We start from the raw sequence: 17,254 nt of genomic DNA, 5'->3' as shown, positions 1-17,254 counted from the left end.
CTTCCGTACATTTGTTGCGGAAAGTTATTCCAGCGCTTTCCAGATGTCGGTGGCGTACTCGCGAATCGTCCGGTCCGACGAGAACCAGCCCATCCGCGCGGTGTTGAGCACCGCTGAGCGCCACCAGTTGTTGCTGTCGTGCCAGTGTTCCTCAACGCGCTTCTGCGCATCCCAATAGGAATCGAAGTCGGCGCAGACCAGGAAGCGGTCGTAATCCACCAGCGAATCGATCAAACCGGTGTAGCGCGAGGTATCGTCCGGCGAGAAAACGCCGCTGCGAATCGCCTGCAGCACGTCGTTCAAGCGATGCGAGGCGGCGATGTCCGGCGCCGCGCTGAACTCGTGATTCTGTTTTCGCGCTTCTACCTGCTGGGCGCTGAGGCCGAAGATGAACATGTGTTCGGCACCGATGCGCTCGCACATTTCCACATTGGCACCGTCCAGCGTGCCGATGGTCAGCGCGCCGTTGAGGCCGAATTTCATGTTACTGGTACCCGATGCTTCGAAACCTGCCGTGGAGATCTGCTCGGACAAGTCCGCCGCCGGAATGATGCTCTCCGCCAGGCTGACGTTGTAGTTGGGCAAGAACACCACTTTCAACAGGCCGCGCACCGTCGGGTCGTTGTTCACCACCCGGGCGATGTCATTGGTCAGTTTGATGATCAGCTTGGCCTGGTGATAACTCGCCGCCGCTTTACCGGCGAAGATTTTCACTCGCGGCACCCAGTCGACCTCAGGCTCGGCGCGAATGGCCTGATACAGCGCCACGGTGTGCAGCAGGTTGAGCAACTGGCGTTTGTATTCGTGGATCCGTTTGACCTGCACGTCGAACATCGCCGCCGGGTTGACCGCGATGCCCAAACGTTCGTGAATCAGATAGGCCAGGGCTTTCTTGCTGTGCAGGCGTTGTTCGGCGAAGGCTTTGCGGAAGGCAGTTTTCTCGGCGAACGGCTCGAGATCGAGCAAGCGTTCTTCGGGGTTATCGAGCACATCCGGGCCAAGGGCATCGACCAGCATCGAGGTCAGCTCGGAGTTGGCCTGGAACAGCCAGCGGCGGAAAGTGATGCCGTTGGTTTTGTTGTTGATCCGCTCCGGGTAGAGCTTGTGCAGTTCGGCGAACACGGTTTTACGCATCAGTTGCGTGTGCAAACCGGACACGCCGTTGACGCTGTGTGAACCGAGGAACGCGAGGTTGCCCATGCGCACGCGGCGGCCGTTGTCCTCTTCGATCAGCGACACCGCACGCAGCACGTCGAAATCGTGAATGCCCTTGGCCCGCAGCGAATCGATGTGCTGGGCGTTGATCAGGTAAATGATCTGCATGTGTCGCGGCAGCATGCGTTCCATCAGGCCGACCGGCCAGGTTTCCAGCGCTTCTGGCAGCAGCGTGTGGTTGGTATACGACAGCGTATCGACGGTGACTTGCCACGCCGCATCCCAGGCAACGTCATAAACATCGACCAGTTGGCGCATCAGTTCGGCAACGGCAATCGAGGGGTGCGTGTCGTTGAGCTGGATCGCCGCGTGGTCGCCAAGGGTCAGCACCGAGGTGTGCATATTGCGATGACGGCGCAGCAAATCCTGCAACGATGCGGCGACGAAGAAATATTCCTGGCGCAGGCGCAACTCCTGCCCCGCCTCGGTGCTGTCCGCCGGGTAGAGCACCCGGGAGATGCTCTCGGCACGGGCCACTTCGGCGACAGCGCCCAAGTGGTCACCGGCGTTGAAGCGCTCCAGGTGCAAATCCTCCATGGCCCGCGCGCGCCACAGGCGCAAGGTGTTGACGCTGGCCCCACGCCAGCCGACTACCGGTGTGTCGTAGGCAATTGCGCGGACGGTCTCGGCGGGAGACCAGACTTGCTTGGTTTTGCCGCTGGCATCGGTGACGGTTTCGACACTGCCACCGAAACCAATGCTGTAAACGACTTCTGGCCGTTCGAACTCCCATGGGTTGCCGAAATCCAGCCAATGCTCGGTCTGCTCCTGTTGCCAGCCATCGACGATGGCCTGACGGAACAGGCCGTGTTCATAACGAATGCCGTAGCCGTGGCCGGCGATACCGAGGGTCGACATGCTTTCCATGAAGCACGCCGCCAGGCGCCCGAGGCCGCCGTTGCCGAGCGCCGCATCCGGTTCGAGCAAGCGGATGCGTTCGAGGTCGACACCGAGTTCGGTCAACGCTTCGCGGGCGACATCGAGCAGGCCGAGATTGCTCAGGCTGTCGTAGAGCAAACGACCGATGAGAAACTCCAGCGAGAGGTAATACACCCGTTTCTGGCCTTTGCGGTAAATCTGCCGGGTGTGATCCATCCAGTGCTCGACCATGTGATCGCGCGCGGCCAGGGCAATGGCTTCGAACCAGTCATGGTCGAAAGCGTGATCGGGGTCTTTGCCCACCGCGTAGGTGAGTTTGGTCAGGACGGCGTCGCGGAATGCGGCCACCTCTGCTTCGCGAACTAGTGGTTCTTGAGTCATCGATAGGACCTCGAGCGAGCGGGGAATTGTCTGAGCCTAGACGGTCTGACCGACGGTAGCGGCGCAGGTTCGGCAGTTTTTCCTGAGACGGTGAGATGGCCCGGCATTACCCTGGCGGATGAGCGAATGAATGCAGGGGCCGTGCCGAATTGTCCGGCCATGTGCCTGCATGCAGAAAAAATCTGGCGAAAGGTTGTTCAAAAATCCACCAGTCCCGGTATGATCGCGCGCCCTGATGCACACACGCCTGGTAACTCCCGATGATGAAGCCCAACCTGATTGCCGCCGCCGAGATCGACCGTCTCGATACGTGGGCCAAATATTCGGCCCCGATGTGCGGCTCCTGCATCTCCAGCTGCTGCACGCTGCCGGTCGAAGTGAAGATCAAGGATCTGGTGCGCATCGGTGTGGTCGACGAGTTCGAACTGGGCGATCCGCCGAAGAACATCGCCAAGCGTCTGCAAAAGGAAGGTCTGGTCGAACGCTTCAATCAGAAGTCGGGCATCTTCACCCTCCAGCGCATGAGCAACAACGATTGCTACTACCTAGATCGTAAAAGCCGCCTGTGCACCATTTATGACAAGCGCCCGGATACCTGCCGCAACCACCCGAAGATCGGCCCGCGCCCGGGCTATTGCGCGTACAAGCCGAAAGAAGTGGAGCGGGTGCAGAATTCGCGGTCGATCGAGAAGTTTTGATCTGATCCGAGATGTTCGGCGGCTGATCGGTCGCCTTCGCTGGCAAGCTAGCGATGGGGCCGGCACAACCCCCGCATAAACCCCAGACAAACAAAAACGCCCCCGGTCTCGCGACCGGGGGCGTTTTTTATTCCAGGGCTAAATTACGCCTTGGCTTTCTTGGCAGCGCGGGTACGCTCGCTTTCGTCCAGGATCTTCTTGCGAAGACGGATGGACTTAGGCGTCACTTCGCACAGCTCGTCTTCCTGGATGTATTCCAGAGCCTGTTCCAGGGTGAAGCGAACAGGTGGGACCAGAGCGATGGTTTCGTCTTTACCCGAAGCACGCATGTTGTCGAGCTTCTTGCCTTTGGTCGGGTTCACACCCAGGTCGTTGTCGCGGGAGTTCTGACCAACGATCTGACCGTTGTAGATCTCCTGGCCGTGTTCTACGAACAGCTTGCCACGAGCCTGCAGGGTTTCCAGGGAGTAGGTCAGTGCCTTGCCGGTTTCAACCGAAACCAGAACGCCGTTCTGACGGCCGGACATGTGGCCCGACTTCACTGGAGCGTAACGATCGAAGATCGAGGTCAGGATGCCAGCACCGTTGGTCAGGGTCAGGAACTGGTTACGGAAACCGATCAGACCACGAGCAGGGATGTTGTATTCCAGACGAACACGGCCCTTGCCATCCGGCACCATGTTGCTCAGGTCGCCTTTACGCAGACCCATTTCTTCCATGACCTTGCCCTGGGATTCTTCAGGGATGTCGATGGTCACGTTTTCGAACGGTTCCTGCTTCACGCCGTCAACTTCACGGATGATCACTTCAGGACGGCCCAGGGCCAGCTCGAAGCCTTCGCGACGCATGGTTTCGATCAGTACCGAGAGGTGCAGCTCACCACGGCCGGAAACCTTGAACTTGTCAGCCGAGTCGCCTTCTTCAACGCGCAGTGCAACGTTGTACAGCAGCTCTTTGTCCAGACGATCCTTGATGTTACGCGAAGTCACGAACTTGCCTTCTTTACCGCAGAATGGCGAGTCGTTTACCTGGAAGGTCATGGAAACGGTTGGCTCGTCAACGGTCAGAGGCTTCATCGCCTCGACAGTGTTGATGTCGCACAGGGTGTCGGAGATGAACAGCTCGTCGAAACCGCTGATGCAGACGATGTCGCCAGCCGCTGCTTCTTCAACGTCGATGCGGTGCAGACCGTGGTGACCCATCAGCTTCAGGATACGACCGTTGCGGCGCTTGCCGTCGGCGCTGATAGCGACAACCGGAGTGTTCGGCTTGACGCGACCACGAGCGATACGGCCAACACCGATAACACCCAGGAAGCTGTTGTAGTCCAGAGCGGAAATCTGCATCTGGAACGGACCGTCACGGTCAACGGCCGGAGGCGGAACGTGGTCGATTACCGCTTGGTACAGCGGGGTCATGTCTTCCGCCATGGCGGTGTGATCCAGACCGGCAATACCGTTCAGGGCCGAAGCGTAAACAACCTGGAAGTCCAGTTGTTCTTCGGTCGCACCGAGGTTGTCGAACAGGTCGAAGATCTGGTCCAGAACCCAGTCCGGACGCGCGCCTGGACGGTCAACCTTGTTGATCACCACGATTGGACGCAGGCCGGCTTCGAAAGCCTTCTTGGTCACGAAACGGGTTTGCGGCATAGGGCCGTCTTGAGCGTCAACCAGCAGCAGAACGGAGTCAACCATCGACATTACGCGTTCAACTTCGCCGCCGAAGTCGGCGTGGCCCGGGGTGTCCACGATGTTGATGTGGTAGCCGTTCCAGTTGATGGCGGTGTTCTTCGCCAGAATGGTAATACCGCGCTCTTTTTCCTGGTCGTTGGAGTCCATCACGCGCTCGTCGTTGAGCTCGTTGCGCTCCAGAGTGCCGGATTGACGCAGGAGTTTGTCTACCAGGGTGGTCTTACCATGGTCAACGTGGGCAATGATGGCGATGTTGCGTAGATTTTCGATCACTTGTGTATCTCGATCAGAGGATTCGGTTTGCTGACAAGTCTTGGCAGCGATTAGCAGTAGTGTCCGGCATGGCCGTTACAGCTTGACGGCGGTGTCGGGGGGCCGGTGACGCAGGCCACAGGCAAACAGCCCCGGGCACTTAGCTCGGTCGATAAACGCGCACATTGGCATGCCCCTCACTGAGCAAATGGTGAGCATGCAGGCGACTCATCACGCCTTTGTCGCAATACAGCAGGTACTGGCGAGTCGGATCCAGCTCCTTGAAACGAGCGTTCACTGCGTAGAACGGCATCGTCTGTACTTCTACGCCAGCGAGTTCCAGCGGATCATCTTCGGCGGCATCCGGGTGACGGATGTCGATCACGATCTGACCGGCCAGCGCTTCGCTGACTTCTTCAATCTGCAAATCCTGGCCCAATTCGTCGATCACGCGATCGATCGGCACCAGTTTGGCGTTTTCGAGCGCACGCTCGAGCACCGCCATGTCGAATTCCTGTTCTTCGTGCTCAACGCGGCCACGCTTGGCGGCAGTCTTCGGATTGACCGAGATGACTCCGCAGTACTCCGGCATGTGCCGGGCGAAATCGGCGGTGCCGATCTCGTTGGCCGTGTCGATGATGTCCTGCTTGTGCGCCACGATCAGCGGACGCAGGACCAATTTGTCGGTCACGCAGTCGATCACCGAGAGGTTCGGCAGCGTCTGGCTCGACACCTGGGAGATCGCCTCGCCAGTGACCAGCGCATCGATGTGCAGGCGCTCGGCAATGACGGAGGAAGCGCGCAACATCATACGCTTCAATACGACGCCCATATGACTGTTATCGACTTTGCCGAGAATTTCGCCCAACACTTCTTCGAACGGAACACTGACAAATAGCACGCGTTGCGAGCTGCCGTACTTCTTCCAGATGAAATGCGCGACTTCCATCACGCCCAATTCGTGGGCACGACCGCCCAGATTGAAGAAGCAGAAGTGTGCCATCAGGCCGCGACGCATGATCTGGTAGGCAGCAACGGTCGAGTCAAAGCCGCCGGACATCAAGACCAGCGTCTGTTCCAGCGCACCGAGCGGGTAGCCGCCGATGCCATTGTGCTGGCTGTGGATCACAAACAACCGTTTGTCGCGAACTTCGATGCGAACTTCGATTTCCGGCGCTTTCAGGTCGATACCGGCCGCACCGCACTCACGACGCAGCTTGCTGCCGACGTATTTTTCGACGTCCATCGAGCTGAACGCATGCTTGCCCGCACGCTTGCAGCGCACCGAGAAAATCTTCCCGGCCAGGGCAGCGCCGTAGTGCTGTTTGCACTTCTCGGTAATGTCGTCGAAGTCGCCCAGCGGGTACTCGTCGATCTGCAAAAAGTGCGCAATGCCCGGCATGCAGGTCAGGCGCTCGCCCATCTCTTTCAAGGCTTTGGCGTCGGTAACGCGGGTTTCCAGCTCGAGATTGTCCCACACACCGTTCACCACCACGGCCGGGTCCAGGTCACGGAGCACGGTGCGGATGTTCTTGGCCAACTGGCGGATGAATTTCGTCCGGACAGGTCGGCTTTTGATGGTGATCTCGGGGAAGACTTTTACGATTAGTTTCATGAAAACAGCGCGCGAACGGCCAGCCGAAAAAGGGGGGCGCGGATTATAGCGGAAATTGCTCAAGGTTTAACCAGTTAATGTGCATAAGGTTTTGCATGCACCAAAACAGGTCATTTTTCGATTTTGACGCTACATTAAAGGGCGAGAATTCCAGCATTAAGACGCTTTGCACCTTAATAAGCGTGAATTTGGGGCAAAAAACCCATGCTGGGGCACTGGCATGCAATTTGCTCCCTTGTGAGGCAGGTTGCCTTGGCAGAGTATTCGCGCCGGCATCACCACTATTAAGGGCATCCACTACCCGCCCTAATTCACCCGGAGGACACTATGTCGAAGTCGGTTCAACTCATCAAAGATCATGACGTCAAGTGGATTGATCTGCGCTTCACGGACACCAAAGGCACTCAGCACCACGTGACCATGCCGGCTCGCGATGCGCTGGAAGACGACTTCTTCGAAGTCGGCAAGATGTTCGACGGTTCCTCCATCGCTGGCTGGAAAGGCATCGAAGCCTCCGACATGATCCTGCTGCCGGACGACGAAACTGCCGTTCTCGACCCGTTCACCGAAGACGCGACCCTGATCCTGGTCTGCGACATCATCGAACCTTCGACCATGCAAGGTTACGATCGCGACCCACGCGCCATCGCGCACCGCGCCGAGGAATATCTGAAGACCACCGGTATCGGTGACACCGTATTCGCCGGTCCAGAGCCAGAATTCTTCATCTTCGACGAAGTGAAATTCAAGTCGGACATCTCCGGCTCGATGTTCAAGATCTACTCCGAACAAGGTTCGTGGATGTCCGACCAAGACATCGAAGGCGGCAACAAAGGTCACCGTCCAGGCGTCAAAGGTGGCTACTTCCCGGTTCCGCCGTTCGACCACGACCACGAAATCCGTACTGCCATGTGCAACGCACTGGAAGAAATGGGCCAGACCGTTGAAGTTCACCACCACGAAGTGGCGACTGCCGGTCAGAACGAAATCGGTGTCAAGTTCAACACCCTGGTGAAGAAAGCTGACGAAGTTCAGACTCTGAAATACGTTGTCCACAACGTTGCCGATGCCTACGGCCGCACCGCAACCTTCATGCCGAAGCCACTGTACGGTGACAACGGTTCGGGTATGCACGTACACATGTCCATCGCCAAAGATGGCAAGAACACCTTCGCTGGCGAAGGCTATGCCGGTCTGTCCGAAACCGCTCTGTACTTCATCGGCGGCATCATCAAGCACGGTAAAGCGCTGAACGGCTTCACCAACCCGGCCACCAACTCCTACAAGCGTCTGGTGCCAGGCTTCGAAGCTCCGGTGATGCTGGCCTACTCGGCTCGCAACCGTTCCGCCTCGATCCGTATTCCTTACGTCAACAGCCCACGCGGCCGTCGTATCGAAGCACGTTTCCCGGATCCGGCTGCCAACCCGTACCTGGCTTTCGCAGCTCTGCTGATGGCCGGCCTGGACGGTATCCAGAACAAGATCCACCCAGGCGATGCCGCTGACAAAAACCTGTACGACCTGCCGCCTGAAGAGGCGAAAGAGATCCCACAAGTTTGCGGCAGCCTGAAAGAAGCCCTGGAAGAGCTGGACAAGGGCCGTGCGTTCCTGACCAAGGGCGGCGTGTTCTCCGACGACTTCATCGACGCTTACATCGCGCTGAAATCCGAAGAAGAAATCAAGGTCCGCACCTTCGTACACCCACTGGAATATGAGCTGTACTACAGCTGCTGATCCGGTAGCGCCGCGCGACGCGGCGTGACAAAAAGAGGCCTCCTTCGGGAGGCCTTTTTTATTGCCTGCAATTTATGGCGTGACGCAATTCCCTGTGTGAGCGGGCTTGCTCGCGAAAGCGGTGGGTCATTGAAATAAATGTTATCTGACACGACGCCTTCGAGAGCAAGCCCGCTCCCACAAGGGGATTTGTGGCGTGAGAATGATCTCTGGATGTGTGCAGGGTTGGGCCTACCGCCACACCTGGCCTATGCTGCACCCCATCGCTTTCTTTCCGGTCGATTTCATGGGTCGCACCTTTCTCTACATTCTGCTGCTGATCGCCCTGCCCGCCGCTGCGCAGATCTACAAGTACACCGACGCCAATGGCAACACGGTCTACAGCGATCATTCGCCGGACGGTGTGCAGGCGCAGCCAGTGGAGCTGCCGCCACTCAACAGCGTCGAGCCACAGGCACCGAACGCTCCAGCGCCCTCTGACACGAACAATCGCCAGCCCGCACGCAGCACCTATGAAATTCTGGAACTCACTGGCCTGCCCACCGAAGAAGCCCTGCGCGCCAACAACGGCACCTTCACGGTCAACGTGCTGATCAAGCCGCGCCTGCAAGCGCCGCATCAGTTAAGACTGGTGCTGGACGATGAACCCTACGGCCAGCCAAGCAACGTGCCGATCCTGCAACTGGTGAATGTCGACCGTGGCGAGCATCGCCTGGTGGTGCAGGTCATTGATGGCGAGGCGATCATTCAACAGAGCCCGTCAGTGGTCTTTACCGTGCAGCGGGTGCACACGCCATGATTCGCGCCTGGATGATCGCCCTGCTGGCTCTGGTGACCCTGCAGGCTTCGGCAGAGGTCTTCACCTACACCGATGCGCAGGGCAACCGCGTCTACACCGATCAGCCACGCGGCAACGCCAAGCGGGTACCGCTGGCGACCAGCAATCGCATGCCGGCCAATCCAGCCGCCACCGCGCCTGTCACGATGGCGAAAAAATCCCCCGAGCAGCCTCTGTTCCACTACGACATGCTGCGTGTGCTGGTGCCCGAGCCGGACGCAACCATTCGCAGCAGCGCGGGTGAAGTGATCGTCAGTATCACCAGCGAACCAGGTCTGCAAAACGGCCACCGTTATCGGCTTTTGCTGGATGGCCAGCCCACTGGTGAACCCGGACTCAGCCCGGTATTCCCGCTAAGCAACATCGACCGGGGCAGCCACAACCTGTCTGTGGAAATTCTTGATGCGCAGGGCCGCACCGTGGAGCGCACCGCCAATCAGCCCTTCCACATGCTGCGCATCTCGCTGGCGCAGAAACGCCAAGTCAAACCCTGCGCAACCGACGACTACGGCGTGCGCCCGGAATGTCCACTGAAGGACAAACCGCCAGAACCGAAAAACCCCTTCCTGCGTTTCTTCTAACGCCATTCAGCTTTGCGCACTATATTGGTGCAGAAGGCTGCACCGCACCCACATTCCAACCCATTTTGGTTCGAAAGTACCCGCGAAGGCTGGCCGACTGCCACGCAAACGAGCGTCAAACGCCCGTTTCAGGGGATGAACGCTTCTTTTCGGAGCCTTGGTTTGGTTTTTGCATTTTCCCGATACCGACGCTTGTTACTTGCGCACGCTCCGCCCCCAAAAGAGGCTCTGATGACCATTAGCGACGCAATCCCACGTTTGCTGCTCGACAACCTGACCACCGCCACCATTTTGCTCGATGCCGAATTGCGCCTTGAGTACATGAACCCGGCGGCGGAGATGCTGCTGGCCATCAGCGGGCAGCGCAGCCATGGGCAGTTCATCAGCGAGCTGTTCACCGAATCCACCGAGGCGCTCAATTCGTTGCGCCAAGCGGTGGAGCAGGCACACCCGTTCACCAAGCGCGAAGCAATGCTCACTGCCCTCACCGGCCAGACCCTGACGGTGGATTACGCGGTAACGCCGATCCTCAGCAACGGCGCGACCCTGCTTTTGCTGGAAGTGCACCCGCGTGACCGCCTGCTGCGGATCACCAAGGAAGAGGCGCAACTGTCCAAACAGGAAACCAGCAAAATGCTGGTGCGTGGTCTCGCCCATGAGATCAAGAACCCCCTCGGCGGCATTCGCGGCGCTGCGCAACTGCTGGCCCGGGAGCTGCCCGAGGACAGCCTGCGCGACTACACCAACGTGATCATTGAAGAGGCTGACCGCCTGCGCAATCTGGTCGACCGCATGCTCGGCTCGAACAAGTTGCCGTCGCTGGCCATGTGCAACGTTCACGAAGTGCTTGAGCGCGTCTGCCAGTTGGTCGAAGCGGAAAGTCAGGGCTGCATCACTCTGGTGCGCGACTACGACCCGAGCATTCCCGACGTATTGATCGACCGCGAACAAATGATTCAGGCCGTATTGAACATCGTGCGCAACGCCATGCAAGCGATCAGCAGCCAGAACGAGCTGCGCCTGGGCCGTATCAGCCTGCGCTCGCGAACCATGCGCCAGTTCACCATCGGCCACGTCCGCCATCGCCTGGTGACCAAGATCGAGATCATCGACAACGGCCCGGGGATACCGGCGGAACTTCAGGAAACCATTTTCTTTCCCATGGTCAGCGGTCGCCCGGACGGTACCGGGCTGGGCCTGGCCATTACCCAGAACATCATCAGCCAGCACCAGGGCCTGATCGAGTGTGAGAGCCACCCCGGCCACACCACGTTCTCGATCTTTCTGCCACTGGAACAAGGAGCCACATCGACATGAGCCGTAGTGAAACCGTGTGGATCGTCGATGACGACCGTTCTATCCGTTGGGTTCTGGAAAAGGCCTTGCAGCAGGAAGGCATGACCACGCAGAGCTTCGACAGCGCCGATGGCGTGATGAGTCGTCTGGCCCGTCAGCAGCCGGATGTGATCATTTCCGACATCCGCATGCCGGGCGCCAGCGGCCTGGATTTGCTGGCGCGGATCCGTGAGCAACATCCACGGTTGCCGGTCATTATCATGACCGCTCACTCCGATCTGGACAGCGCTGTCGCTTCGTATCAGGGCGGCGCTTTCGAATACCTACCCAAACCATTCGACGTCGATGAGGCGGTGTCGCTGGTCAAGCGCGCCAATCAGCACGCGCAAGAACAGCAAGGCCTGGAGGTGGTGCCCGCGCTGACCCGCACCCCGGAAATCATCGGCGAAGCGCCGGCGATGCAGGAAGTGTTTCGCGCCATCGGCCGTTTGAGCCACTCCAACATCACCGTGCTGATCAACGGCGAATCCGGCACCGGTAAAGAACTGGTCGCCCACGCCCTGCACCGCCACAGTCCACGCGCGGCCTCGCCGTTTATCGCGCTGAACATGGCGGCGATCCCCAAGGATTTGATGGAATCCGAGCTGTTCGGCCACGAGAAAGGCGCGTTTACCGGCGCGGCCAACCTGCGTCGCGGCCGCTTCGAACAGGCTGACGGTGGCACGCTGTTCCTCGATGAAATCGGCGACATGCCGGCGGACACGCAAACCCGTTTGCTGCGCGTTCTGGCCGATGGCGAGTTCTATCGCGTCGGCGGCCATGTGCCGGTCAAGGTTGATGTACGAATCATCGCCGCGACCCACCAGAATCTGGAAACCCTGGTGCACGCCGGGAAATTCCGTGAGGACTTGTTCCACCGCCTCAATGTCATCCGCATCCACATCCCGCGCCTGTCGGATCGTCGCGAAGACATCCCGACCCTGGCCAAGCACTTTCTCAGCCGCGCCGCTCAAGAACTGGCGGTTGAACCGAAGTTGCTGAAAAGCGAGACCGAGGAATACCTGAAAAACCTGCCGTGGCCGGGCAACGTGCGCCAATTGGAGAACACCTGCCGCTGGATCACGGTGATGGCGTCCGGACGCGAAGTGCACATCAGCGACCTGCCTCCGGAACTGCTGAACCTGCCGCAAGACTCGGCGCCCGTGACCAATTGGGAGCAGGCGCTGCGCCAATGGGCCGATCAGGCGTTGGCACGCGGTCAGTCGAGCCTGCTCGACAGCGCGGTACCGGCGTTTGAGCGAATCATGATCGAGACGGCGCTGAAACATACCGCTGGCCGTCGCCGGGATGCCGCGGTTTTGCTGGGTTGGGGACGTAATACCCTGACGCGCAAGATCAAGGAACTGGGGATGAAGGTTGATGGCGGGGATGATGATGAGGGGGATGAGGGTTAACGGCCGGATTGCTTGAGGATTGTTGTGATTCCAAAATCCAGCCCCTCACCCCAGCCCTCTCCCAACGGGAGAGGGGGAAAGGGAGCAGATCTCGGGTGTTTTCGAATCCCGAGTTCGGCGGGGTATTTCAGGTCGGCGTAACTTGACCGGGCAACTCGGTCAGTACCCTCTCCCTCTGGGAGAGGGTTAGGGTGAGGGCCACTGTGCACCGCATCAATGCACGATGACCCGCGATTGAGCACAGTCGGATCCCCGCATCCGCTTGTGAAAACACTGAAAAATAAACTTTTCAAATGCGCGAAAGCCCCGAATTACGGGGCTTTCGTGTTTCTCATCAGCTTTTTTGTTTCATCAGATTAAAAACTGGCACGCCCCCTGCAGTACCTCTTACAGGTGATTCGATTCACCACCCGTTTCGGGGACCTTGGTACAGGCAGGCCGGGGATTCCCCTCTTTACACCGGGCGTACAACGCGACGCGTTGCGCCCACCCTTTTGGGATCCTTGGTACAGGCAGGCCGGGGGTTCCCTCTTTACACCGGACCGACGCTGCAAAGCGAAGTCCACCCCGTTTTGGGAACCCTGATACAGGCAGGTCAGGGATTCCCGCTTTTATTGCTCCCGCAGATGAATCTCCAGCCGCCAGCGGTCATCGACCTCGCTGGCGGCCCAGTCACCCTGCAGCGGCCGCGCCGCCAACACCGTCAGCAACAACCCGCCGTCACTCGCTCGTGTACGCCAATTGACATCTTTGCCGTTGAGCCTGAGCTGGCCTTTCTGCGCCCGCCCTTCAGCCTGGAACAACAACGCCACAGTGCCATCGATGATTTCGCCGTGCAGCTTCGGTTCATTGTTGAACCACACCACCAGCCCTTGATCCGTAACCTCGACTTGCTGCAACACAGTAGGGTCCGGCGTGGTCAGTCGACCGATCATCAAGCCGATCATCACGCCTACAATCGCCAGCGAACCGATCACGCGCGGGAATAGTTTCGAACGGTTGTCCACAGGCGGCGTAGAATGCCGCTCATCTTTACCTTCGGAGCCGTGCATGTTTCACGTCATCCTTTTTCAACCAGAAATTCCGCCGAATACCGGCAACGTTATCAGGCTGTGCGCCAACAGCGGCTGCCACCTGCATTTGATCGAACCGCTGGGCTTCGAGATGGACGACAAGCGCTTGCGCCGCGCCGGTCTCGATTACCACGAATATGCCACGCTGCAACGCCACGCAGACCTCGCCAGTTGCCTGGAAAGCCTCGGCCATCCACGGTTGTTCGCGTTCACCACCAAGGGTTCGCGACCGTTTCACGATGCTGCGTTCGTCCCGGGCGACGCGTTCATTTTCGGCCCGGAAAGCCGTGGCCTGCCGCCGGAAGTGCTCGATGCCCTGCCCGCCGAACAGCGCCTGCGCCTGCCGATGCGCGAAGGCTGCCGCAGCCTGAACCTGTCCAACACCGTCGCAGTGGCGGTTTATGAAGCGTGGCGGCAGAACGACTTCAAATAACTGCACATAACAAATGTGGGAGCGGGCTTGCTCGCGAAGGCGTCGTATCAGCGGACATCACAGTCGCCTGACACACTGCTTTCGCGAGCAAGCCCGCTCCCACATTGGACTTGCGTCAACGCTCAGATTTTTACTGAACGGTTGGCGTCTCGCCACTTTCCTGCATGCGCTGCAGCTCTTGCGCGTACAGGGCGTCGAAGTTCACCGGGGCCAGCATCAGGGCCGGGAACGAACCGCGGGTCACCAGGCTGTCCAGGGTTTCGCGAGCGTACGGGAACAGGATGTTCGGGCAGAACGCACCCAGGGTGTGGCTCATCGAAGCCGCGTCCAGGTTCTTGATCAGGAAGATACCGGCCTGTTGCACTTCAGCGATGAAGGCGACTTCTTCACCGTTTTTCACGGTGACGGACAGGGTCAGCACGACTTCGTAGAAATCGCCTTCCAGCGCTTTCTGGCGAGTGTTCAGATCCAGACCGACCGCCGGGTCCCACTGCTGGCGGAAGATCGCCGGGCTTTTCGGGGCTTCGAAGGACAGGTCGCGTACGTAGATGCGCTGCAAGGAGAATTGCGGTGCGGTTTCTTCTTCGCTGGCTGCAGTGTTCTGTTGGTCAGTCATCTCAGATCCTTTCTGATCTTGGGTCTTTTAGGGTTCTTGGTTTGCAGGTGCAGCAGTTCAGGCCTTGAGCAGCGCGTCGAGCTTGCCGGCGCGCTCCAGGGCATACAAATCATCACATCCGCCGACGTGGGTGTCGCCGATCCAGATCTGCGGCACGGACGTGCGTCCGGCCTTTTGGGCCATGGCGGCGCGCACCTGCGGCTTGCCATCGACCTTGATCTCTTCGAAGGCCACGCCTTTGTTCGCGAGCAGGTACTTGGCGCGCGAGCAGTAAGGGCAGTAATCGCTGGAGTAGACGATGACGTCGCTCATGTCACTTCACCAACGGCAGGTTGTCGCCTTTCCAGCTGGAAATCCCGCCGGACAGCTTGGCGGCGGTGAAGCCGGCCTTCATCAGTTCGCGGGCGTGGGTGCCGGCAGTCTGGCCCAGAGCGTCGACCAGAATGATGGTCTTGGCCTTGTGTTTTTCCAGCTCGCCGATGCGGGCAGCCAGTTTGTCCTGGGGAATGTTCACGGCACCAACGATGTGGCCGGCGGCGAAATCCTTCGTCGGACGGATGTCCACCACCACACCTGCGTCTTTATTGACCAGTGCGGTCAGCTCGCCGGTGCTCAGGCTTTTACCGCCGCCCTGCATCGTGTGCGCCAGCAGCAGAGCCAGCAGTACGACGAAGATACCGACAAGAATGTAGTGGTTAGTGGCAAATTCAATCAGGTGAGCAACCATCGAAGGAGGTTCCAGGGCGTTAAAATGTCGGCCAGTATACACAGCCACTATGGTCGGCCAAACCCCGTCCGGCGGTGACGCGGTCGGAACTTCGCTTTAAACTCCAACTCCCTTTTCCATCGCCCTCTTCTTTATTAGCCACGAGTGGATTCCATGACTACCACGCCTAAACCTTTGGTCCTGATGATTCTCGACGGCTTCGGTCACAGCGACAGCCCCGAATCCAATGCCGTTTTTGCGGCGAAGAAGCCTGTTCTCGATCGCCTGTGGGCCACGGTGCCGAACGGCTTGATCTCGGGCAGCGGCATGGACGTCGGCCTGCCGGACGGCCAGATGGGCAACTCTGAAGTCGGCCACATGAACCTCGGCGCCGGGCGCGTGGTGTATCAGGACTTCACCCGCGTGACCAAAGCGATCCGCGACGGCGAGTTCTTCGAGAACCCGACCATCTGCGCCGCTGTGGATAAAGCCGTGGCCGCCGGCAAAGCCGTGCACTTCATGGGCCTGCTGTCGGACGGCGGCGTGCACAGCCACCAGGATCACCTGATCGCCATGGCCGAACTGGCCTTCAAGCGCGGCGCGGAAAAAATCTACCTGCACGCCTTCCTCGACGGCCGCGACACCCCGCCGAAAAGCGCCGCGTCGTCGATCGAACTGCTCGACGCGACCTTCCAGGCCCTCGGCAAGGGCCGCATCGCCAGCATCATCGGCCGCTACTTCGCCATGGATCGTGACAACCGCTGGGATCGCGTGGCCCAGGCCTACAACCTGATCGTCGATGGCAACGGTGAATTCAACGCTGCCACCGCCCAGGAAGGTCTGGAAGCCGCTTACGCCCGTGGCGAGAGCGACGAGTTCGTCAAAGCCACCAGCATCGGCGAGCCGGTCAAAGTTGAAGACGGCGATGCCGTGGTTTTCATGAACTTCCGCGCCGACCGTGCTCGTGAGCTGAGCCGCGTGTTTGTCGAAGACGGTTTCAAGGAATTCGAGCGCACACGCCAGCCAAAAGTGCAGTACGTGGGCCTGACCCAATACGCCGCAAGCATCCCGGCCCCCGCAGCCTTTGCTCCGGGTAGCCTGGAAAACGTGCTGGGTGACTATCTGGCGAAAAACGGCAAGACCCAGTTGCGCATCGCCGAAACCGAGAAATACGCCCACGTGACCTTCTTCTTCTCCGGCGGCCGCGAAGAACCGTTTCCGGGTGAGGAGCGCATCCTGATTCCGTCGCCGAAAGTCGCCACCTACGACTTGCAGCCGGAGATGAGCGCACCGGAAGTCACCGACCGCATCGTCGAGGCCATCGAAAATCAGCGCTACGACGTGATCGTGGTCAACTACGCCAACGGAGACATGGTCGGCCACAGCGGCGTGTTCGAAGCCGCGGTGAAAGCCGTTGAATGCCTCGACACCTGCGTGGGTCGCATCGTCGATGCGCTGGAAAAAGTCGGCGGCGAAGCGCTGATCACCGCTGACCACGGCAACGTCGAGCAGATGGCCGATGAATCCACTGGCCAGGCGCACACTGCGCACACCACCGAGCCGGTGCCGTTCATCTATGTCGGCAAGCGCGACCTGAAAGTCCGCGAAGGCGGCGTACTGGCGGACGTGGCGCCGACCATGCTCAAACTGCTCGGCCTGGAAAAACCGGTGGAAATGACTGGCACTTCGATTCTGGTCTGATATCAAAAACGCCCTGTAATCAGCCTGAAACGGCTTTATATGACGAACGCCTCAAAGCAGTTGGCTTTGAGGCGTTTTTTTTGCAGCGTGA

At 59.3% G+C, this 17,254-nt stretch carries 15 protein-coding genes; 8 read left to right on the top strand and 7 right to left on the bottom strand.

What is annotated here, in order from left to right; all coding sequences use genetic code 11:
- Positions 1 to 24 precede the first annotated feature (24 nt).
- Positions 25 to 2,475 carry a glycogen/starch/alpha-glucan phosphorylase gene (locus F2P67_RS05915; protein WP_166218497.1) on the bottom strand — a complete coding sequence of 817 codons (2,451 nt, stop codon included), beginning with the start codon at positions 2,473 to 2,475 and terminating at the stop codon, positions 25 to 27.
- A 260-nt stretch (positions 2,476 to 2,735) separates the two neighbouring features.
- On the opposite strand from F2P67_RS05915, the gene F2P67_RS05910 reads away from it, so the two are divergent.
- Positions 2,736 to 3,173, top strand: a complete 438-nt coding sequence (locus F2P67_RS05910) for a YkgJ family cysteine cluster protein (protein ID WP_045122258.1) — start codon at positions 2,736 to 2,738, stop codon at positions 3,171 to 3,173.
- A gap of 143 nt (positions 3,174 to 3,316) precedes the next feature.
- Here the strand turns inward: F2P67_RS05910 and typA are convergent, their stop codons facing one another.
- Together typA and thiI are read right to left on the bottom strand one after the other, a co-directional pair.
- Positions 3,317 to 5,137, bottom strand: coding sequence for a translational GTPase TypA (gene typA, locus F2P67_RS05905; protein WP_166218495.1), 1,821 nt, complete (start codon positions 5,135 to 5,137; stop codon positions 3,317 to 3,319).
- Positions 5,138 to 5,276: 139 nt separating this feature from the next.
- On the bottom strand, positions 5,277 to 6,731 hold the full coding sequence (gene thiI, locus F2P67_RS05900) for a tRNA uracil 4-sulfurtransferase ThiI (protein WP_166218493.1): 1,455 nt from the start codon (positions 6,729 to 6,731) through the stop codon (positions 5,277 to 5,279).
- 327 nt (positions 6,732 to 7,058) lie between these two features.
- On the opposite strand from thiI, the gene glnA reads away from it, so the two are divergent.
- From glnA to ntrC, 5 genes are all read left to right on the top strand, one after another.
- A complete protein-coding gene (glnA, locus tag F2P67_RS05895; RefSeq protein ID WP_064117048.1) occupies positions 7,059 to 8,465 on the top strand; it encodes a glutamate--ammonia ligase in 1,407 nt (468 codons plus the stop codon).
- Positions 8,466 to 8,751: 286 nt separating this feature from the next.
- A complete protein-coding gene (locus tag F2P67_RS05890; protein WP_166218789.1) occupies positions 8,752 to 9,264 on the top strand; it encodes a DUF4124 domain-containing protein in 513 nt (170 codons plus the stop codon).
- Positions 9,261 to 9,884, top strand: coding sequence for a DUF4124 domain-containing protein (locus tag F2P67_RS05885; protein ID WP_166218491.1), 624 nt, complete (start codon positions 9,261 to 9,263; stop codon positions 9,882 to 9,884). The genes F2P67_RS05890 and F2P67_RS05885 overlap by 4 nt, the downstream gene beginning before the upstream one ends.
- Positions 9,885 to 10,115: 231 nt before the next feature.
- Complete coding sequence (gene glnL / locus F2P67_RS05880; protein WP_166218489.1) at positions 10,116 to 11,201, top strand: nitrogen regulation protein NR(II); 1,086 nt, start codon at positions 10,116 to 10,118, stop codon at positions 11,199 to 11,201.
- Entirely contained in the window at positions 11,198 to 12,634 is a 1,437-nt protein-coding gene (gene ntrC, locus F2P67_RS05875; protein WP_090280245.1) for a nitrogen regulation protein NR(I), read from the top strand. The genes glnL and ntrC overlap by 4 nt, the downstream gene beginning before the upstream one ends.
- A gap of 611 nt (positions 12,635 to 13,245) precedes the next feature.
- On the opposite strand, the gene F2P67_RS05870 is transcribed toward ntrC, so the two are convergent.
- Positions 13,246 to 13,686, bottom strand: a complete 441-nt coding sequence (locus F2P67_RS05870) for a hypothetical protein (protein WP_166218487.1) — start codon at positions 13,684 to 13,686, stop codon at positions 13,246 to 13,248.
- Here F2P67_RS05870 and F2P67_RS05865 point away from each other — a divergent pair.
- Positions 13,685 to 14,140, top strand: a complete 456-nt coding sequence (locus tag F2P67_RS05865) for a tRNA (cytidine(34)-2'-O)-methyltransferase (RefSeq protein ID WP_041071426.1) — start codon at positions 13,685 to 13,687, stop codon at positions 14,138 to 14,140. The two genes, F2P67_RS05870 and F2P67_RS05865, sit on opposite strands and share 2 nt — an antisense overlap.
- Before the next feature lie 130 nt (positions 14,141 to 14,270).
- On the opposite strand, the gene secB is transcribed toward F2P67_RS05865, so the two are convergent.
- From secB to F2P67_RS05850, 3 genes are read right to left on the bottom strand one after another with little or no spacing between them, the layout of a single operon-like run.
- Complete coding sequence (gene secB / locus F2P67_RS05860; protein WP_016772114.1) at positions 14,271 to 14,756, bottom strand: protein-export chaperone SecB; 486 nt, start codon at positions 14,754 to 14,756, stop codon at positions 14,271 to 14,273.
- A gap of 57 nt (positions 14,757 to 14,813) precedes the next feature.
- Entirely contained in the window at positions 14,814 to 15,068 is a 255-nt protein-coding gene (gene grxC, locus F2P67_RS05855; protein WP_007952522.1) for a glutaredoxin 3, read from the bottom strand.
- A 1-nt stretch (position 15,069) separates the two neighbouring features.
- Positions 15,070 to 15,483 carry a rhodanese-like domain-containing protein gene (locus F2P67_RS05850; RefSeq protein ID WP_166218485.1) on the bottom strand — a complete coding sequence of 138 codons (414 nt, stop codon included), beginning with the start codon at positions 15,481 to 15,483 and terminating at the stop codon, positions 15,070 to 15,072.
- A 153-nt stretch (positions 15,484 to 15,636) separates the two neighbouring features.
- On the opposite strand from F2P67_RS05850, the gene gpmI reads away from it, so the two are divergent.
- Positions 15,637 to 17,163, top strand: coding sequence for a 2,3-bisphosphoglycerate-independent phosphoglycerate mutase (gpmI, locus tag F2P67_RS05845; RefSeq protein WP_166218483.1), 1,527 nt, complete (start codon positions 15,637 to 15,639; stop codon positions 17,161 to 17,163).
- Positions 17,164 to 17,254 lie beyond the last annotated feature (91 nt).

It is taken from the genome of Pseudomonas atagonensis, assembly GCF_011369485.1.
GTDB lineage: Bacteria > Pseudomonadota > Gammaproteobacteria > Pseudomonadales > Pseudomonadaceae > Aquipseudomonas > Aquipseudomonas atagonensis.
Note: the sequence above shows the minus strand (reverse complement) of the source record. Positions and strands in the feature narration are given on the sequence as shown.